Source organism: Enterobacter sp. J49 (assembly GCF_002148625.1).
GTDB classification, from domain to species: Bacteria; Pseudomonadota; Gammaproteobacteria; order Enterobacterales; family Enterobacteriaceae; genus Enterobacter; species Enterobacter ludwigii.
In genome coordinates this window covers 54,945-73,280 of the sequence record NZ_MWPY01000019.1, presented here as the reverse complement: position 1 = coordinate 73,280, position 18,336 = coordinate 54,945, and the positions used below count along the sequence as shown (strand labels likewise).

The following is an 18,336-nucleotide window of genomic DNA, read 5'->3' as shown; positions in this document are numbered from 1 at the left end:
TCGCCTTACCCGGCCTGCCTTTACGCCGCGCGTTCTTCCCGGTTCGCCATCACCTGCGGCGTATGCACTTCTATCCAGTCCGCCAGCGCGGCCACTTTCTCACTCACCTCTGTCCCTAACGGCGTCAGGCTATACTCAACGTGCGGTGGTACAACCGGATACGAGACGCGATTCACAAACCCGTCCTGTTCCAGCGCCTGTAGCGACTGGGCCAGCATCTTTTCGCTGACACCCCCCATTTTTCGGCGCAGGTCGCTGAAACGGTGGGTTCCCTGTCGCAGGGCCACCAGAATCAGCACGCCCCAGCGGCTGGTGACATGTTTGAGAACCTCTCTGGAAGGGCACTGTTCCGCGAAGAGGTTGCCATCGCGCATTTGTTCGCTAAGTGTCGGTATCGTTGTTTTCATACTTACCTTTATGTACGTACTTACTAAAAGTTAGCTATGGTGCTAGTGTGCCACAACACCAGACAAACACGAAGAGGATTCATCATGATCGCAATTACCGGCGCAACCGGCCAGCTTGGCCAGCTCGTTATCAAACAGCTGTTAAACACCGTACCGGCAAACCAGATTGTGGCGATTGTCCGCAATCCGGCAAAAGCTGAAGCCCTGCGCCAGCAGGGAATTACCGTTCGTCAGGGGGATTACGCTGACGAAAGCACAATGACCTCCGCGCTTAAGGGCGTAGAAAAGCTGCTGCTGATCTCCTCCAGCGAAGTGGGTCAGCGCGCCACCCAACATCAGAACGTCATTAATGCTGCCAAAGCCGCTGGCGTGAAATTCATCGCCTATACCAGCCTTCTGCATGCGGATAAATCGCCGCTGGGCCTGCACGTTGAACACGTCGCGACGGAGAAGGCGCTGGCGGAGTCCGGCATCCCTTACGCCCTGCTGCGTAACGGCTGGTACACCGAAAACTATCTGGCGAGCGCACCGCCCGCGCTGGAGCATGGCGTATTTATTGGCGCGGCCGGTGAAGGCAAAATCGCCTCCGCCACCCGTGCGGATTACGCGGCTGCCGCGGCAAAAGTCATCTCCGGGGACGGCCATGCAGGCAACGTATACGAGCTGGCCGGCGACCACGCCTGGACGCTGAGTGAACTGGCAGCCGAACTCAGCAAACAGAGCGGCAAAAACGTGACGTATCAGAACATGAGCGAAAAGGATTTTGCCGCGGCGCTGAAGGGCGTTGGCCTGCCTGCCGGGCTGGCGGATATGCTGGCGGACTCCGATGTGGGCGCGTCTAAAGGCGGTCTGTTTGACGACAGCCATACGCTGAGCAAACTGATCGGGCGTCCAACCACACCGCTTTCAGAGAGCATTAAAGCCATCCTGTAAATGTTGCAAAATGGTTATTTTTTGTAGCATCCCCTCGGGTCATCTCTGATAATGGAGAGATGACTCATGAGGAGGTTCACCGTGCAGGGCGTACCGGAACAGTTCATTGATGAGAGAGACAGCGCGCGCTTTCGCCATCTGGCGCATTTGCCGGGCCTGGAGCTTTATCACGCGCATATTTCTGACTACGCCTTTGAGCCTCATACGCATGAAGCCTTCGGCATCGGCACCATTGAAACCGGTGCCGAACGCTTTCGCTATCGCGGTACCCAGCATCTCGCGGCGGAAAAATCCGTCGTGACCATGAACCCGGACGAGCTCCACACCGGGGAGTCGGCGACGGATGGCGGCTGGCGCTACCGGATGGTTTACATTGAACCCGATCTGCTGGAAGAGGTGACCGGCCTTCGCCACTGGTGGTTTAGCGACGTAACCCGCCATGACCCGCTGCGCTCACAGCAAATCGGCAGGCTTATCTATGGCCTGTGGCATACGGACGACCCGCTGGCGCAAAAAGGCTTGCTGCTGGATCTGATCGAGACCTTCCAGCCGTTAGCCCGCCACGCGCCGGTTACCCGGGAAGGTGCACACCGGTTCGAACGGGTTCGTGAGTATATGCACGACAACTACATGCACGCCCTGACGCTGGACGAATTGGCCAACGTAGTCTCACTCAGCCCCTACCATTTTCAGCGCCAGTTCAAGGCGCATTTCCATGTCACTCCGCATCAGATGCTGATGGCTATCCGCCTGTGGCGCGCCAAAGCGTTTCTCACACACGGCATGCCCGCCGCCGAAGTCGCCGCCGCGACCGGGCTGACCGATCAGTCCCATTTGACTCGCGCCTTTACCCGCCGCTATGGCATTACCCCCGTGCGCTACCAGAAACAGGTCGTTAAGCGCTGATGCGCAACCTCATACAATACGCGCGCCCTTCCCCCTCCTACACTGAACGCAGAATAAACCGATGTGGATGGAAAAATGATTAGTGGTGTGTTGTATGCCCTGCTTGCGGGTCTGATGTGGGGACTGATTTTTGTCGGCCCGCTGATCGTGCCGGAGTACCCGGCAATGCTGCAGTCGACCGGACGTTATCTGGCACTGGGACTGATTGCTCTCCCGCTGGCGTGGCTCGGTCGTGCACGTTTGCGTCAGCTCGGCCGACAGGACTGGTTCACCGCGCTGGCGCTGACCATGATGGGCAACCTTATCTATTATGTTTGCCTGGCGAGCGCCATTCAGCGAACCGGGGCACCGGTATCTACCATGATTATCGGCACGCTGCCCGTGGTGATCCCGGTCTTCGCTAACCTGCTTTACAGCCACCGCGACGGGAAACTGGCGTGGTCAAAAATGGTACCAGCGTTGGTGTGTACCGCCGTGGGGCTGGTCTGCGTCAACATTGCCGAGCTGCAGCATGGGCTGGAGAACTTCTCGCTGTTGCGTTACGGTTCTGGCATCCTGCTGGCATTCGTTTCCGTGGTGTGCTGGGCGTGGTATGCCCTGCGCAATGCGCGCTGGCTGCGGGAAAACCCGGATAAACACCCGATGATGTGGGCGACGGCTCAGGCGTTGGTCACGCTCCCGGTTTCGCTTATAGGCTATGTGGGGGCCTGTCTCTGGTTAGGTCATCAGCAACCGGATTTCGCTCAACCGTTCGGGCCGAGACCGTGGGTCTTTGTCGGGCTGATGCTGGCGATTGCGGTGCTCTGCTCGTGGGTGGGCGCGCTGTGCTGGAATATCGCCAGCCAGAAGCTGCCAACGGTGATTTTAGGGCCGTTGATTGTATTCGAAACGCTGGCCGGGCTGCTTTACACCTTCCTGATGCGCCAGAGCGTACCGCCGCTGTTAACCGCCTGCGGGATTATATTGCTGGTCGTTGGGGTCGTGATGGCGGTGAGAGCAAAGCCGGAAAAACCGATGGTCGTTCCGGCTTCAGAGAGTTAAAACGTTTCCCAGTTCGCTTCAGACGTCGCCGCAACAGGTTTAGCCGCTGGAGTGTAGCTTTTCACCGGCGCGGCGTTGACCACCGGGTTGCGGGTAATTTTAAACACCGCCACCGCTTCGTTCAGGCGTGCCGCCTGATCTTCCAGCGCGGCCGCCGCTGCCGCAGACTCCTCTACCAGCGAGGCGTTCTGCTGGGTCACGCGATCCATCTCGGCCACCGCCTGACCTACCTGATCGATACCGCGGCTCTGCTCGTCAGAGGCAGAGGCAATCTCGCCCATGATGTCGGTCACGCGGGTGACCGCATTCACGATCTCCGCCATCGTCGCCCCGGCTTCGTTTACCAGCTGTGAGCCGGCATTCACGCGCTCGCCGGAATCATCGATCAGCGCTTTAATCTCTTTTGCCGCCTGAGCGCTACGCTGGGCAAGGGTACGCACCTCACCTGCGACCACCGCAAAGCCACGGCCCTGCTCGCCTGCACGCGCGGCTTCCACCGCCGCGTTCAGCGCCAGGATGTTGGTCTGGAAGGCAATGCCGTCGATTACGTTGGTAATTTGCGCAATTTTGCTGGAACTGGTCGCAATGTCGTCCATGGTGCGCACCACACCCTCCACCACGTTACCGCCCTTCTTCGCGGTTGAGGAGGCATCGAGCGCCAGACGGGAAGCCTGACGTGCGTTATCGGCGTTTTGTTTTACCGTGGCGGTCAGTTGTTCCATGCTGGCAGCCGTCTCTTCCAGAGAGGCAGCCTGCTGCTCGGTACGGGAAGAGAGGTCGTTGCTGCCCGCAGAGATTTCCCCTGCACCGGTGTAAATGGTGTCTGCACCTTCACGCACCACGCCCACCGTGTTTGCCAGCGAGGTTTGCATCTCCTGAACGTTGCGCGCCAGGATTGCCATTTCATTCTTACCCTCTGCCTGAATCGGCTGGGTCAAATCCCCTGCGGCAATGGCGCGGATATGGCCAATCACATCCTGCAGCGGCAGCAGCAGAACGCGGCGCATCGCAATCCAGCTGGAGACGATCACAGCAATCACCAGCAGCATGACCGCAGAGAGGATCCACAGGATACGTTTATAATCGTTTTCGTTGTCTTTAATCCCTCTGTCCGTGAGGACGGCCTGCGCTTCACGCCATTCACGGTACACGTTCTGCATCGCGGTCTGTTTCTGCTCCGCATTCTGCTTGAACATATCTTCCAGATTGCCCTGGCCCAGCAGGACGTTCATTTGCGTTAGCGTGGCGGAGTAAATGCGGTACTGCTCTTCCAGACGGTTAGCCAGATTCTCGTCCAGACCCGGAGTATTAGGCAAAGCGTAGTATTTATCGTAATGGGACTGCGCATCCGCCAGCAGGTTCTTCGCCGTGTTCACCAGTTCATTCAACTGGCCGCCGTTAATCTGAGACGCCATGCTGCTTTGCAGACGCAGCATGCCGCGGTTCAGGGTCACGCGGGCCTGGTTGAGGCTGATCCATGCATCGGTAAACTCGGCGACATTCTGGCTTGAGAGCTGCGAGACGGTGAAGTTATCTTTGTCGTTATTCAGCGCGTTGATAAAAATGCCGGCGGAAATGACTTGCATGATGCCGAGCACAAGCAGCACCGAAATAAGAAGGGTAATGACTTTTATACGTTTAAACATGCGTTGCCTTTTTTATATGCAGGTTTGTCTGACGTGGATATATCGGCAGGCACGGCGAGTTGTTTACTGTTTCCCCACGTTAAAAAACTTTCTAAAGTAATTTCCTGCATTCATTCAGCAAGTTAAAAGTCATTATTTTTTGTGATCTGGTTCTCACTTTTCCCCTTCCCTCTAAAGGGTTATAGCGCCGCCTTAAAGATGCATTTAAAATGCACTTTATATTATTGATGACGAGGTAACTGCTATGGCCTTCCGCGACCAACCCCTTGGCGAGCTGGCGCTCTCCATCCCGCGCGCGTCCGCGCTGTTTCGTAAATACGATATGGATTACTGCTGTGGCGGTAAGCAAACCCTGGCACGTGCCGCCTCGCGTAAAGAGCTGGATGTGGGGCTCATTGAAGCGGAGCTGGCGCAACTGGCTGAGCAGCCTATTGAGAAAGACTGGCGCACTGCAGCCCTTGCCGACATCATCGACCATATCATCGTGCGTTTTCATGACCGTCACCGCGAACAGCTGCCTGAACTGATCCTGCAGGCGACAAAAGTGGAGCGCGTTCACGCCGACAAACCTTCCGTACCGCGCGGTCTGGCGAAATACCTGACCCTGCTTCACGAAGAGCTTTCCAGCCACATGATGAAAGAGGAGCAAATCCTCTTCCCGATGATCAAACAGGGTATGGGCAGCCAGGCGATGGGGCCCATCAGCGTCATGGAAAGCGAACATGATGATGCAGGCGAGCTGCTGGAAGTGATTAAACACACTACCCATAACGTTACACCGCCACCAGAGGCGTGCACCACGTGGAAAGCGATGTACAACGGCATTAACGAGATGATCGACGACCTGATGGAACACATCAGTCTTGAGAACAACGTCCTGTTCCCGCGTGCCCTCGCAGGTGAATAAAAAAGGCGCCCGAGAGCGCCTTCCTGAGGTTATCATTCGGCCACAGCATCTGTGGCCTTTTTTATTAACGCATGCCTGCCATACGTTTCTTACCGATAAATAACCATCCCAGCCCCAGCGCGATGAACCACAGCGGCGTGACGATTAACGCCTGACGGGTATCGTCTTCCAGCGTCAGCAGAACCAGCACGAAGACGAAGAACGCCATGCACACCCAGCACATCAGCTTGCCCAGCGGCATTTTGTAGATCGATTTTTCATGCAGGTGCGGACGCTGTTTGCGGTACACCAGGTAAGAACACAGGATGATGGTCCAGACGAACATGAACAGGATCGCAGAGACCGTGGTGATCATGGTAAACGCACCGATCACACTCGGGTTCACGTAGAGCATCACCACACCGCCCAGCAGGCAGATACAGGAGAAGGTCAGCCCTTTCGCCGGCACCGCACGCTTAGACAGTTTGGCAAACGCGCGTGGCGCAACCCCTTCCTGTGCCAGACCAAACAGCATACGGCTGGTAGAGAACACCCCACTGTTGGCTGAAGAGGCCGCGGAGGTCAGCACCACGAAGTTAATCAGGCTTGCGGCCGCAGGCAATCCAACCAGTACAAACAGCTCAACGAACGGGCTCTTGGTCGGTACAACAGAGCTCCACGGCGTCACGGACATGATGATAATCAGCGCGAACACGTAGAACATAATGATACGAATCGGGATGGAGTTAATCGCGCGCGGCAGGGATTTCTCCGGATCTTTAGTTTCCGCCGCCGTGGTACCGACCAGCTCAATCCCCACAAAGGCAAACACCGCAATCTGGAAACCGGCAAAGAAGCCGCTGATGCCTTTCGGGAACCAGCCGCCGTCATTCCACAGATGCGCGAACGAAGCCTGAACGCCGGTTGGAGACTGGAAGTGCGTCAGTACCATCACCAGGCCGACAACAATCAGGGCGATAATCGCCACGATTTTGATCATCGCAAACCAGAACTCCATCTCACCGAACATTTTAACGGTGGCGAGGTTAAGGCTCAGCAGCAGAACAATCACCGCCAGCGAGGCCACCCAGTCCGATAACCCAGGGAACCAGAACTGCGCGTAGGCCGTGATGGCGACCACATCCGCCATGCCGGTCACCACCCAGCAGAACCAGTAGGTCCAGCCGGTGAAGTAGCCCGCCCAGGGGCCAAGCAGGTCGGAAGCGAAATCGCTAAAGGACTTGTATTCGAGGTTCGAGAGCAGCAATTCACCCATTGCACGCATCACGAAGAAGAGCATAAAACCGATGATCATATAAACGAAAATGATCGACGGCCCGGCAAGACTGATGGTTTTACCTGACCCCATAAACAGCCCGGTACCGATGGCACCCCCGATGGCAATGAGCTGAATATGACGGTTTGTGAGATTGCGCCGTAGCGACTGTTCAGACGACGCCTCTTCGTCGGCGACGACTTTAACCTGATCTACCATGTGATATTTTCCTGTTTATGCCTGTCTGTGTTGTTAAGGCTCTTCTGGCCTTTAAATACGTCAAAAAAATAACGGTCCCCATGAAAGGACTCATCGATATTAGGTAAGAATCGGCGGGATGAATACTATGATTTGGATATTATGTTAATAATATGTTTAAAGTGAGTGTCATATCACTCATACAACGCGAAACAGCTCACAAAAATACACGCAACAGTTTCGTTTGCAAGATAAAATGTTGATTCCGTCGTAACTATAGGTTTTATCACTATATTCCTCTCCCCCGAAGGAGAGAGGAAATAAGAAAAGCTGATTACAGAATTTCCAGCAGCTCGACTTCAAACACCAGGGTGCTGAATGGCGGGATGGACGCACCAGCGCCACGCTCGCCGTACGCCAGGTTGTGCGGGATAGTCAGTTCCCATTTGGAACCCACTGGCATCAGGGTCAGCGCTTCGATCCAGCCCGCGATAACGCCGTTAACCGGGAATTCAGCCGGTTCGCCACGTGCTACAGAGCTGTCGAACACCGTACCGTCGATCAGTTTACCGGTGTAGTGCACGCGAACGTGGTCAGTACGCGCCGGGATTGCGCCGTCGCCCTGGTTGATCACGCGGAACTGCAGGCCAGACTCAGTGCTGTTCACGCCTTCACGCTCACGGTTCTCTTCCAGATATTTCACGCCTTCTGCAGCCATCTCTTCGAAACGCGCGCGACGCACGGCGTCAGCACGTTCGTGGATTTCACGCAGCGCACGGTGCACAACATCAACCGGAACTGCCGGGTTGTTGCCTTCCAGCGCATCAGCGATACCCGCCACCAGCGCTTCGGGTAACAGACCTTCCAGGCCGGATTCGCTCAGCTGCTGTCCTACCTGCAAGCCGATACCGTAACTTGCCTGCGCTTCGATAGTGTCAAAAGTCGGGGTGGTCATGGGTTTTCCTTCCATCACATTTAAAGTAGCGGGCAGCATATCAGCCATGCCCTTATGGGTAAAACTTTGTCTGAAGTTAAGGTGACAAACCGCGACGAAACAGAAACAATAGAGAGAACCAGGATTAATCCCGAACGAATGTCACGGATGTCGGGTTTGCTACGCCGTTCAGGCAGTTAGCAAACTATACTTCGGAGCACAGGATAAAAAAGACGCGGAGCAGGAGGAGAGCCATGCCCGGGCGATTTGAACTGAAACCTACCCTGGCGAAAATCTGGCAGGCGCCGGACAATTTTCGCATCATGGACCCGCTGCCGCCTCTGCATCGCAGAGGGATCATCATTGGCGCGCTGATGGTGATCGTGGGCTTCCTGCTTCCTTCCGGTGGCGATGACGCCGACACCGCGACGGTGACCCGCAATGCCCAGCTGGATATTCAGTCGCAAACGCGACCGCAGCCGGACACACAGCCTGTGCAGACGCAACTGGTCACCCCGACGAACGATCCGGGACAGGTTGCGCCTGTTGAACCGGAACCCATTCAGGATGAACAGCCACAGGAACAGGCCGCGGCCCCGGCAGAGCCACAGGCTCAGCAGCCAACCGGCATTGAGCAGCAGTGGCGTTCCTATCGCGTAGAGCCGGGTAAAACCCTTGCGCAGCTGTTCCGCGACCATAATCTGCCGCCAACCGATGTGTATGCCATGGCGCAGGTGGAAGGCGCGGGCAAGCCGCTCAGTAATTTGCAGAACGGCCAGCTGGTGCAGATACGTCAGAATGCCAGCGGCGTCGTCACCGGGCTCACGATTGATACGGGAAATGGCCAGCAGGTGCTGTTTACCCGCCAGCCTGACGGCAGTTTTATCAGAGCACGTTAATGTTCCGGCCGGGTAAGGCGAGTCAGCCTCCCGGCAATGCCCTTCTTAGTGACTCCGCTTATTGACCCACCAGATTCCCGAGCAGACCAGCACCAGCGCAATCGCATATTTGATGTCCAGAATGTTTTCACCGAGGAAAATGGCGGACAGCACCGTCCCGGCAACGGGGATCACAAAGTTGAACGGGGCAATCATACTTACGCGGTTCACTTTCAGCAGCGCGCTCCAGAGGGCGAACGCTACCGAAGAGAGTAACGTCAGATACCCCAGCACCGCGACGGCCGTCATGCTATGCACTTCCAGCGTCCCTCCCGTGAGATAGCCACCCGCCACCAGCGCCGCGCCGCCGATAGCGAGCTGCCAGCCGGTCATCACCGTCGGGTCGACGGTCTGGGAGATGCGTTTTCCGTAAAGCGTGGCGGCAGAAAGGATAAAGGCTGCCAGCACCACAAACCCGTCTCCCTTCCAGACGAAGCTGAATTCGCTTAACCCGCCGTGGAAGTTAACCAGCATCACTCCGGCAAAGCCCAGAATACAGCCAAGCGTTTTGTTATAGCTGAGCTTGTCGTTGTGGTAGATGAAGTGCGCCAGCAGCACGCTGAAGAAAGTGCCGGTGGCGTTCATGATTGAGCCGTTCACGCCTGTCGTGTAGGCCAGTCCGATATAAAAGAAGGTGTACTGAATGCTCGTCTGCGTCAGTCCCAGGACGGTCAATTGGCCAAACTGCCCGGGCGTGAACCTGCCGATGGGCTTACGCTGTGCTAACGCAAAGAGAAGCAGCAGCACACCCGCAAACAGAAAACGGTAACCGGCGAACACGACCTTTGAGGGAATATCATCAGTGGCAATCTGGAAGAGTTCATAGCCGCTTTTTATGGCCGGGTAAGAGCTACCCCAAAGCAGACAGCAGAGCGTGGCGCAGGCATAGGCCACCTTTCGACGGGCAAATACGGGCGTGGGCAGAGCGGTTTCCATGTCGAATCTCATAAATAAAATTGCGTTTCATTTTATTATCAGAGAATGCGCCAGGAATAGCGACCCTACAAGCATTAAAAGCGCGAGTCTGGTCCCTTAAAAAGCAAAACGCCGGCACAAGGCCGGCGCTTCGACGTGAGCAGAGTAAAATTACTCAGCTACAACGTTAACAACCAGTTTAGCGAACACTTCGCTGTGAACCTGGAAGTCCACTTCGTGCTCACCAGTGGTACGCAGAACACCGTTCGGCAGACGAACTTCGCTCTTAGCCACTTTAACGCCAGCTGCAGTTACTGCATCAGCGATATCGCGGGTACCGATGGAACCGAACAGTTTACCTTCGTCGCCAGCTTTGGAAACGATGGTAACAGTGCCCAGTGCGTTGATTGACTCAGCGCGAGCATTAGCAGCCGCCAGAACGTCAGCCAGTTTGGCTTCCAGTTCAGCGCGACGTGCTTCGAAAAACTCTACGTTTTTCTTGGTAGCTGGAACAGCTTTACCCTGTGGAACCAGGAAGTTACGAGCGTAGCCCGCTTTAACGTTTACCTGATCACCCAGGCTGCCCAGGTTTGCTACTTTATCAAGCAGAATAACTTGCATTACCTTATCCTCTTAAAGTCGTATTAATGGACCGTGCCCGATTACTGATGACGATCAGTGTACGGCAGCAGGGACAGGTAGCGAGCGCGTTTGATAGCGCGAGCCAGCTGACGCTGGTATTTTGCACGAGTACCGGTGATACGGCTTGGGACAATCTTACCGCTTTCGGTGATGTAGTTTTTCAGCGTTGCGATATCTTTATAGTCGATCTCTTGAACGCCTTCCGCGGTGAAACGGCAGAACTTGCGACGACGGAAATAACGTGCCATATGGCTAGTCTCCAGAATCTATCAAATCAATCTGCTCGGCATGCAGAACCATTTTGCTCAGGCCGTTCTTTGCCTTGTGGCAAGAAATGAACCCCTGAACGATTACTGCGCTACCGACCGTTATACTGTGAGTAATGGCCTGGTTTTCGTGTCCGCTAATAATAACGGGCATTTGGCACCACGCCTGCCGGTGAAAGCCGGCTTCCTCTTGCACAGAACGATGCTCAAGCACGAACTGGCAATGCGGAATTCCTGATGGACTGACCTTACGAAGGGGGGTCCTGCACACGGTACCGGACAACACCAGACGGTTGGTCATCAGAAATTACTCTTCAGAATCCCCAGCATCAGAATCATCTGCGGTTTCGTTTGCGAAATCATCGCGACGCTCACGGCGCTCGTCTTTCGCTTTAACCATCGGAGATGCTTCGGTCACTGCGTTTTTGGTACGCATAACCATGCTGCGGATAACGGCATCGTTGAAGCGGAAGGTAGTTTCCAGCTCATCGATCACTTCCTGCGGCGCTTCAACGTTCATCAGAACGTAGTGTGCTTTGTGCAGTTTGTTGATCGGGTAAGCCAGCTGACGGCGGCCCCAGTCTTCCAGACGGTGGATCGTACCTTCTGCACCAGTGATGGCAGCAGAGTAGCGCTCGATCATGCCCGGAACCTGTTCGCTCTGGTCAGGATGGACCATAAAAACGATTTCGTAATGACGCATCGAATTGCTCCTTACGGATTATTCAGCCTCCTGTCTGGGTCAGCCGAGGCCCGGGGAGGCAAGGAACGTGTTAAAGGTCGGCTGAAAAATTGACGCGTCATAATACTTGCGCGCCCCTGGAAACTCAAGCTGATTGCACAAATAATTCGCACAAAGCGTAAAGCTGGTCTAAGTGGGTGATTTAAAATTAATCACATCAGGAAGCGTTGTTTTTTTGAACAACAGCATCAGAAATGGTCACGCATCCCCGCCGGATAAGTGATTACACTTTAATCAGAGACCTTATTTATAAAAGGAGAGCAACACCCCCTTTCACAGCACGCAGTCGTGGAGCGCATATCATGAAAAAAATCGCATTTGCCGTAATGGCTGCACTTTTGCTCAGTGCAAACGCGATGGCAGCCATCAAGATAGACGGCCGGCAGGCCCAAAACATGGATGATGTGCAGAGCTTAGGCGTAATCTACATCAATCATAATTTCGCCACTGAAAGTGAAGCAGATCAGGCACTCAATCAAGAGACCGATGCTCAGGGTGCACAATATTATCACGTCATACTGATGCGTGAGCCCGGCAGCAACGGCAATATGCACGCCAGTGCAGATATCTACCGATAACGCTTTAACGCTAGCACCAGGAAAGCCAACAAAGAGAACATAGCCATAGTTTAACTTGCCCCCTGCCCGGGGGCTTTTTTTTGCTAATGGCTCTGAAATACCACCGGTTACAACTGTTTTTCGGTATTCCAGAGCACTTATTCACTTCTGCCCGTAATAGGCGTTGGGCCCATGTTTACGCATGAAATGTTTATTCATAAGGTAATCATCAATGCCCTGAAGCTGCGGATTGATGCCGCGGGCGATCCACGCCATTCGCGCCACTTCCTCCATCACCACCGCGTTATGCACGGCATCGTGAGCGTCTTTTCCCCACGAGAATGGACCGTGCTGATACACCACAATACCCGGCGTATGCAGCGGCTCACGCTCAGCCAGCGTGTCGATAATGACGCGACCGGTGTTGAGTTCATACTCCCCTTCCACTTCGGCCTGCGTTAATGCCCGCGTGCAGGGAATATCGCCAAAGAAGTAGTCTGCATGCGTGGTGCCAAGAGCCGGAATGGGCAGCCCTGCCTGCGCCCAGGCCGTGGCATGAGTCGAGTGTGTATGCACAACGCCGCCCAGGGAGGGATAACGCTGATACAGTGCCAGATGGGTGGCGGTATCAGAAGAAGGACGCCACTTTCCGTCAACCACGTTGCCATGGAGATCCACAACCACCATGTCGTCGGCGGTCATGGACTCATAGGGCACACCGCTGGGCTTAATCACGACCCGCCCCTGCACACGGTCGATGGCGCTGACGTTACCCCAGGTAAACGTCACCAGACCGTAGCGAGGTAGATCCATATTGGCCTCAAAGACCTGCTGCTTAAGCTTATGCATACTCAGCCTCCAGCAACCCAGCCCGCGCCATACGTTCACGGACCCAGGCCCGCGCCTTCGCCACTTCGGCTGCCGGGTCGTCCGACGTTTCACTCCACATCTCAATCAGGTAAGGCCCGCAATACCCTGTCTGTTTGAGCGTCTGGAAGCACCGTTCGAAATCCACCACCCCGGTGCCGAACGGAACATTTTTGAATACACCAGGCCGGGTATCTTTGACATGAACCGCCACGATATGACCAATACCCGCCTGCAGTTCCATCTGCACGTCGTTATCCCAGGCTGACAGATTGCCGATATCAGGGTAGAGCTGGAACCACGGATTATTCAGGTAGTGCGCGTAACCCAGCGCCTTGCTGATGGAGTTCATTAACGGATAATCCATGATCTCCATCGCCAGCGTCACCTGAGCACGGCTTGCCATGTCGACGCTCTCTTTCAGGCCGTCACGAAAACGACGGCGCGTTTCATTGTTGGCGTCCTGATAGTAAACGTCATACCCCGCCAGCTGGATCACACGGATGCCGACATCCTGGGCAAAGCGAATGGCTTTACGCATGATCTCCAGCCCCTGAGCACGCACAGCATCATCTTCACTGCCAAGCGGAAAACGACGGTGGGCGCTGAGGCACAGGGAAGGCACACGTACCCCCGTTTCAGCGATGGCGCTAACCAGTGCCAGACGCTGTTCGCGGCTCCAGTCAAGGCGAGACAGGCGTTCGTCTGTCTCATCCACTGACATTTCGACAAAATCGAAGCCGAGTTGTTTCGCCAGTTGCAGCCGCTCCAGCCAACACTCCCCCGCAGGGAGTGCCTTTTCATAGATGCCGAGCGGGACTTGTTTAGACAACATACCCGCTCCTTAGCCCCAAAGCTGAGCGATTGAGCGTTTGAACTGACGCGCGGCTTCTACCGGAGAGGCGGCATCACGGATGCTACGGCCTGCGATAAAGACATGAATTGGGATACCTTTGAAGAGCGGCAGATCTTCCAGCGCCAGGCCTCCGGTCACGGTCACTTTGAAGCCCATATCGGCCAGACGCTTAATCGCGCTGATATCCGCTTCCCCCCACGCTACCCCAGCGGCCTGCGCATCACGGCTGCGGTGATAAACCACCTGTTGAATGCCCGCGTCACGCCACTCCTGCGCCTGCTCCCAGGTCCAGAACCCGGTCAGCTCAATCTGCACATCACCGTTGAACTCTTTTGCCACATCCAGCGCACCTTTAGCCGTGTTGATATCCGCACAGCAAATAACGGTGACCCAGTCGGCATTGGCTTCAAAACACATACGGGAAAGAATTTTGCCCGCATCGGCAATCTTGGCATCCGCCAGCACGATTTTATGCGGATACAGTGCCTTCAGGTCGCGGACGGCGCGAACGCCTTCACCCACGCACAGAATGGTACCGACTTCGATGATGTCCACTTCTTCCGCAATCAGGCGGGTGGTTTCGTAAGCGTGAGACAGAGTCTGGTTATCCAGCGCGACCTGCAACATTGGTAATGACATTTTCAATTCCCTCTTAAACTGCCGCCGCAGTGGCGTTATCAATTAAATCCAGCACATCCTGCTCGGTGCGGCAGGCGCGTAAACGGTCGAAGTTGGCCTCATCATCAAACAGATTCACGATCTGCATAATGCCCACCTCCTGGTGGGTGTTGGCATCAACAGCCGCCATGGTGATGAGGATGTCGACCGGGTCGTTATCGTCGTGGTTGAAAGCCAGTGGTGTTTTCAGCGTAACCAGCGCAAAGCCGGTTTTTTTAACGCCCTCTTCCGGGCGGCCATGCGGCATCGCCAGCCCTGGTGCAATCACGAAGTAAGGGCCGTGCTCTGCAACACCATCCAGAATGGCCTGGTAATAACGCGGCTCGACAACATCGGCTTTTACCAGCAGATCTACGCTAAGTTTCACCGCTTCCTGCCAGGTGCTGGCGTCGGCCTGTAAAAGGATGGAGCTATTCTCTGCCAGCGAATCACGTAGTTTCATGTTGCGTCCTTACTTCACATCTTGTGGGAAATGCGCGTTGATCACTTCCAGCAGCTTTGGCCCAAAATCGGCTGGCGACAGCATGTTGCGCACGCCTACCACATATTTGTTGCCTGTCACGGTGATCTCACCGGCGATGTGGGTAGAGGCGATGATGATGTCCGCGCCGTTCAGTTCACTTTTGTATTCGCCCACTGCGCAGCTGTTCACCGTGTGGTCGATGTTTGACTGGGTTAAAAACTGGTCCACTTTCATCTTCATGATCATGGAACTCCCTTGCCCATTGCCACACACAGCCAGGATACGTACGGTCATAATCGAAACTCCTTAATGAGCAGAAACTTCTGCTGTTTGTTTTTCTGCATCTTCTTCAGCCCGCAGAGAGCGACCAGCGAAGAACATATAAGCCAGGGCAATGAGGATGATGACAGCCATAAAGATCAGGCCAACGGAGGCGAAGCCCTGCATCATCGGTGGTGCCAGAATTGACCAGTCGGCCATGCCCATCCAGGCGCTCATACCGGTGAGCTTGACTGCCCACACACACCCGAAGATTTCCACCATCCCCATCACCAGGCAGATCTTGAGCGCCGCGCGCCAGCCACCAAAGTGGTTCGCAAAGACGCCGATGGTGGCGTTGGAGAAGAACATCGGGATAAAGCCAGGAATGATCAGAATGGAAGAGCCGCAGCCCACCAGGATACCCACCGCAATCAGTTGGCCGATGGTGCCCCACATGAAGCCCCAGACCACCGCGTTTGGCGCGAAGCTGTAGATAGCCGCGCAGTCAATCGCCAGTACCGCACCTGGAATCAGACGCTGAGAGATACCGTTGAAGGCTTCGGACAGCTCGGCAACGAACATACGCACGCCTTGGGTGATAATGAAAATCGCCACCGCGAAGGAGAAACCGGTCTGCAGGATATAGACAGTCCAGTGGGTTTTACCCGCCATCGCCTGCACGACGTCAATGCCAAAGGAGAGCAGAATGGCACCGAAGAAGAGGGTCATCACAATCGCCGTAGAGACGATATTGTCGTGGAAAATATTCAGCCAGCCCGGCAGTTTAAGATCTTCGACGCTTTCTTCTTTTTTACCCAGATACGGCGCGACTTTATAGGCAATCCAGGAGGCAAACTGCTGCTGGTGGCCGATGGAGAAGCCGCAACCGTCGGTGACGTCCTGCGTGGGCTTGTACATCATGTTGGAGGTGATACCCCAGTAGAGCGAGACCAGCACCGCGGTGCAGATAATGGTCGTCCACATTGGGTAGCCGAAGATAAAGAAGGAAACCGCAATCAGCCCCGCCTGCTGGAACATGATATGGCCAGTCAGCATGATGGTGCGAATACCGGTAATGCGGCGCAACAGAACGTAAATGATGTTCAGCGCCAGCGCGAGCAGAACCGCATACCCTACCCAACTGTAGGCATCGCCCATGCGATCGATGGTGGCCATCATCGAGGCGTAGGTGTCAGAGATGGCGCCGTTGATGCCATAGACTTCCGACATTTTGGCCACTACCGGTTTGAAGGTGCCGGTCAAAATGCCTGAACCCGCCTGCAACAGCATGAAACCGATGATGGTTTTAATGGTGCCTTTAATAATAACGCTGACGCTTTTACGCAGCAGGATATAGCCAAGGCACGTCACGATGCCCAACAACAGCGGGGCATTAGTCATTACCTGATTAAAGAACACGGTAAAGACGTTGTAGAGGATCTCCATAACTCTCTCCAGAAATGAGAACACGAGGGGCAATCCCTGTGCGGTTGGTGACAACACTCTATTAATCACAAATAATCACCACAAGATTAAATCTGATTATTTGTGACGCATCACGCAAATTATTTCCCTGGTGTTAGTAATGATTTTCACTTCGGCATGCTATATAAAATTATTTCCATATAATTCATTCAATTAATGATTAATACGGTAAAAGATAACAAGAAGCGAGAAGAGCATCCGTGATGCCAGGCAGCTAAAATTACACATTTTGATCGTTGCAATGCGCGTGAAATGGTGCCAGCATTAATCACAACAAATCACCAGTTGATTACTTTTGATTAAACCAGGAGTCAAAACGATGAGTAAAGTGAACACCATTACCCGTGAATCATGGATTCTGAGCACTTTCCCGGAATGGGGTAGCTGGCTGAATGAAGAGATTGAGCAGGAACAGGTTGCTCCTGGTACCTTTGCAATGTGGTGGCTGGGGTGCACGGGGATCTGGCTGAAATCAGAAGGTGGCGCGAATATTTGCGTCGATTTCTGGTGCGGCACCGGCAAACAGAGTCACGGTAACCCGCTGATGAAAAAAGGCCATCAGATGCAACGCATGGCGGGCGTGGAAAAACTTCAGCCAAACCTGCGTACCACACCGTTTGTTCTTGATCCGTTCGCCATTCGCCAGATCGATGCCGTTCTCTCTACGCACGATCATAACGATCATATTGATGTCAACGTAGCGGCAGCGGTCATGCAAAACTGTGCCGATGACGTACCGTTCATCGGGCCGCAAACCTGCGTGGATTTATGGATCGGCTGGGGCGTACCGAAAGAGCGCTGCATCGTCATGAAACCGGGCGATGTGGTCAAAATTAAAGACGTTGAGATCCACGCGCTGGATGCCTTTGACCGCACTGCACTGATTACCCTTCCGGCCGATCAGAAAGCCGCAGGCGTACTGCCAGACGGTATGGACGAACGTGCGGTGAACTACCTGTTTAAAACGCCCGGCGGTTCCCTGTACCACAGCGGTGACTCTCACTACTCAAACTACTATGCAAAGCACGGCAATGAGCATCAGATTGATGTGGCGCTCGGCTCATACGGGGAGAACCCACGCGGCATTACAGACAAAATGACCAGCGCCGATATGCTGCGCATGGCGGAAGCGCTGAACACCAAAGTAGTGATCCCTTTCCACCACGATATCTGGTCAAACTTCCAGGCCAACCCGCAGGAGATACGCGTACTGTGGGAAATGAAAAAAGACCGCCTGAAGTATGGCTTTAAGCCGTTCATCTGGCAGGTAGGAGGCAAGTTCACCTGGCCGCTGGACAAAGACAATCTCGAGTATCACTACCCACGCGGCTTTGATGATTGCTTTACTCTTGAGCCAGACCTGCCGTTCAAGTCATTCCTCTGATTATTAAGGCCCATCGCCAGACCCGTGTGTCTGGCGGTTTCATATTTCTTTTAGT

Annotated in this window: 22 protein-coding genes; 7 read left to right on the top strand and 15 right to left on the bottom strand. The window is 54.7% G+C overall.

All coding sequences use genetic code 11. The features are described from left to right. Positions 1–20 precede the first annotated feature (20 nt). Positions 21–407: a helix-turn-helix domain-containing protein gene (locus BJP35_RS02730; RefSeq protein WP_014168344.1), complete on the bottom strand. Its 387-nt coding sequence runs from the start codon at positions 405–407 to the stop codon at positions 21–23. An 84-nt stretch (positions 408–491) separates the two neighbouring features. Here BJP35_RS02730 and BJP35_RS02725 point away from each other — a divergent pair, with 84 nt between their 5' ends. From BJP35_RS02725 to BJP35_RS02715, 3 genes are all read left to right on the top strand, one after another. Next, positions 492–1,340, top strand: a complete 849-nt coding sequence (locus BJP35_RS02725; protein WP_047743180.1) for an SDR family oxidoreductase — start codon at positions 492–494, stop codon at positions 1,338–1,340. A gap of 81 nt (positions 1,341–1,421) precedes the next feature. Then, positions 1,422–2,246 carry an AraC family transcriptional regulator gene (locus BJP35_RS02720; RefSeq protein WP_047743178.1) on the top strand — a complete coding sequence of 275 codons (825 nt, stop codon included), beginning with the start codon at positions 1,422–1,424 and terminating at the stop codon, positions 2,244–2,246. Between the two features lie 75 nt (positions 2,247–2,321). Continuing rightward, the gene (locus BJP35_RS02715) at positions 2,322–3,287 is read left to right on the top strand and encodes a DMT family transporter (protein ID WP_086462890.1); all 966 of its coding nucleotides are present in this window, start codon (positions 2,322–2,324) and stop codon (positions 3,285–3,287) included. Here BJP35_RS02715 and BJP35_RS02710 read toward each other — a convergent pair. Further along, positions 3,284–4,933: a methyl-accepting chemotaxis protein gene (locus BJP35_RS02710; protein WP_014168340.1), complete on the bottom strand. Its 1,650-nt coding sequence runs from the start codon at positions 4,931–4,933 to the stop codon at positions 3,284–3,286. The genes BJP35_RS02715 and BJP35_RS02710 overlap by 4 nt on opposite strands. Positions 4,934–5,177: 244 nt before the next feature. Here BJP35_RS02710 and ytfE point away from each other — a divergent pair, with 244 nt between their 5' ends. Continuing rightward, complete coding sequence (gene ytfE, locus BJP35_RS02705) at positions 5,178–5,840, top strand: iron-sulfur cluster repair protein YtfE (RefSeq protein ID WP_014168339.1); 663 nt, start codon at positions 5,178–5,180, stop codon at positions 5,838–5,840. A gap of 64 nt (positions 5,841–5,904) precedes the next feature. On the opposite strand, the gene cycA is transcribed toward ytfE, so the two are convergent. Then, entirely contained in the window at positions 5,905–7,314 is a 1,410-nt protein-coding gene (cycA, locus tag BJP35_RS02700) for a D-serine/D-alanine/glycine transporter (protein ID WP_014168338.1), read from the bottom strand. 313 nt (positions 7,315–7,627) lie between these two features. Beyond that, complete coding sequence (fklB, locus tag BJP35_RS02695; RefSeq protein WP_025205816.1) at positions 7,628–8,248, bottom strand: FKBP-type peptidyl-prolyl cis-trans isomerase; 621 nt, start codon at positions 8,246–8,248, stop codon at positions 7,628–7,630. 233 nt (positions 8,249–8,481) lie between these two features. On the opposite strand from fklB, the gene BJP35_RS02690 reads away from it, so the two are divergent. Then, positions 8,482–9,126 (top strand): OapA family protein, encoded by a 645-nt coding sequence (locus tag BJP35_RS02690; RefSeq protein ID WP_032679427.1) that lies wholly within the window; start codon positions 8,482–8,484, stop codon positions 9,124–9,126. Positions 9,127–9,171: 45 nt separating this feature from the next. Here BJP35_RS02690 and BJP35_RS02685 read toward each other — a convergent pair whose 3' ends face one another. The 5 genes from BJP35_RS02685 to rpsF all read right to left on the bottom strand — a co-directional run bounded on the left by BJP35_RS02685 (position 9,172) and on the right by rpsF (position 11,691). Beyond that, the gene (locus tag BJP35_RS02685; protein WP_025205818.1) at positions 9,172–10,101 is read right to left on the bottom strand and encodes a DMT family transporter; all 930 of its coding nucleotides are present in this window, start codon (positions 10,099–10,101) and stop codon (positions 9,172–9,174) included. 150 nt (positions 10,102–10,251) lie between these two features. Then, positions 10,252–10,701 (bottom strand): 50S ribosomal protein L9, encoded by a 450-nt coding sequence (gene rplI / locus BJP35_RS02680; RefSeq protein ID WP_014168334.1) that lies wholly within the window; start codon positions 10,699–10,701, stop codon positions 10,252–10,254. 41 nt (positions 10,702–10,742) lie between these two features. Then, complete coding sequence (rpsR, locus tag BJP35_RS02675; protein WP_000135199.1) at positions 10,743–10,970, bottom strand: 30S ribosomal protein S18; 228 nt, start codon at positions 10,968–10,970, stop codon at positions 10,743–10,745. Between the two features lie 4 nt (positions 10,971–10,974). Further along, positions 10,975–11,289, bottom strand: a complete 315-nt coding sequence (gene priB, locus BJP35_RS02670; RefSeq protein ID WP_014068638.1) for a primosomal replication protein N — start codon at positions 11,287–11,289, stop codon at positions 10,975–10,977. Between the two features lie 6 nt (positions 11,290–11,295). Next, the gene (gene rpsF, locus BJP35_RS02665) at positions 11,296–11,691 is read right to left on the bottom strand and encodes a 30S ribosomal protein S6 (RefSeq protein ID WP_014068637.1); all 396 of its coding nucleotides are present in this window, start codon (positions 11,689–11,691) and stop codon (positions 11,296–11,298) included. 341 nt (positions 11,692–12,032) lie between these two features. Here rpsF and yjfY point away from each other — a divergent pair, with 341 nt between their 5' ends. Beyond that, positions 12,033–12,308, top strand: a complete 276-nt coding sequence (gene yjfY / locus BJP35_RS02660; protein ID WP_025206244.1) for a DUF1471 family protein YjfY — start codon at positions 12,033–12,035, stop codon at positions 12,306–12,308. Between the two features lie 141 nt (positions 12,309–12,449). Here the strand turns inward: yjfY and BJP35_RS02655 are convergent, their stop codons facing one another. From BJP35_RS02655 to ulaA, 6 genes are read right to left on the bottom strand one after another with little or no spacing between them, the layout of a single operon-like run. After that, on the bottom strand, positions 12,450–13,136 hold the full coding sequence (locus BJP35_RS02655; RefSeq protein ID WP_047743163.1) for an L-ribulose-5-phosphate 4-epimerase: 687 nt from the start codon (positions 13,134–13,136) through the stop codon (positions 12,450–12,452). Further along, positions 13,129–13,989, bottom strand: a complete 861-nt coding sequence (locus BJP35_RS02650) for an L-ribulose-5-phosphate 3-epimerase (RefSeq protein WP_047743161.1) — start codon at positions 13,987–13,989, stop codon at positions 13,129–13,131. The genes BJP35_RS02655 and BJP35_RS02650 overlap by 8 nt, the downstream gene beginning before the upstream one ends. Before the next feature lie 9 nt (positions 13,990–13,998). After that, positions 13,999–14,649, bottom strand: a complete 651-nt coding sequence (gene ulaD / locus BJP35_RS02645; protein ID WP_008502901.1) for a 3-keto-L-gulonate-6-phosphate decarboxylase UlaD — start codon at positions 14,647–14,649, stop codon at positions 13,999–14,001. A 13-nt stretch (positions 14,650–14,662) separates the two neighbouring features. Further along, positions 14,663–15,130: a PTS ascorbate transporter subunit IIA gene (gene ulaC / locus BJP35_RS02640; protein WP_047743159.1), complete on the bottom strand. Its 468-nt coding sequence runs from the start codon at positions 15,128–15,130 to the stop codon at positions 14,663–14,665. Between the two features lie 9 nt (positions 15,131–15,139). Then, the gene (ulaB, locus tag BJP35_RS02635) at positions 15,140–15,445 is read right to left on the bottom strand and encodes a PTS ascorbate transporter subunit IIB (protein ID WP_014168329.1); all 306 of its coding nucleotides are present in this window, start codon (positions 15,443–15,445) and stop codon (positions 15,140–15,142) included. A gap of 12 nt (positions 15,446–15,457) precedes the next feature. Continuing rightward, entirely contained in the window at positions 15,458–16,858 is a 1,401-nt protein-coding gene (gene ulaA / locus BJP35_RS02630; protein WP_025206247.1) for a PTS ascorbate transporter subunit IIC, read from the bottom strand. Between the two features lie 358 nt (positions 16,859–17,216). On the opposite strand from ulaA, the gene ulaG reads away from it, so the two are divergent. Next, the gene (ulaG, locus tag BJP35_RS02625) at positions 17,217–18,281 is read left to right on the top strand and encodes an L-ascorbate 6-phosphate lactonase (protein ID WP_086462889.1); all 1,065 of its coding nucleotides are present in this window, start codon (positions 17,217–17,219) and stop codon (positions 18,279–18,281) included. Positions 18,282–18,336: the final 55 nt, after the last annotated feature.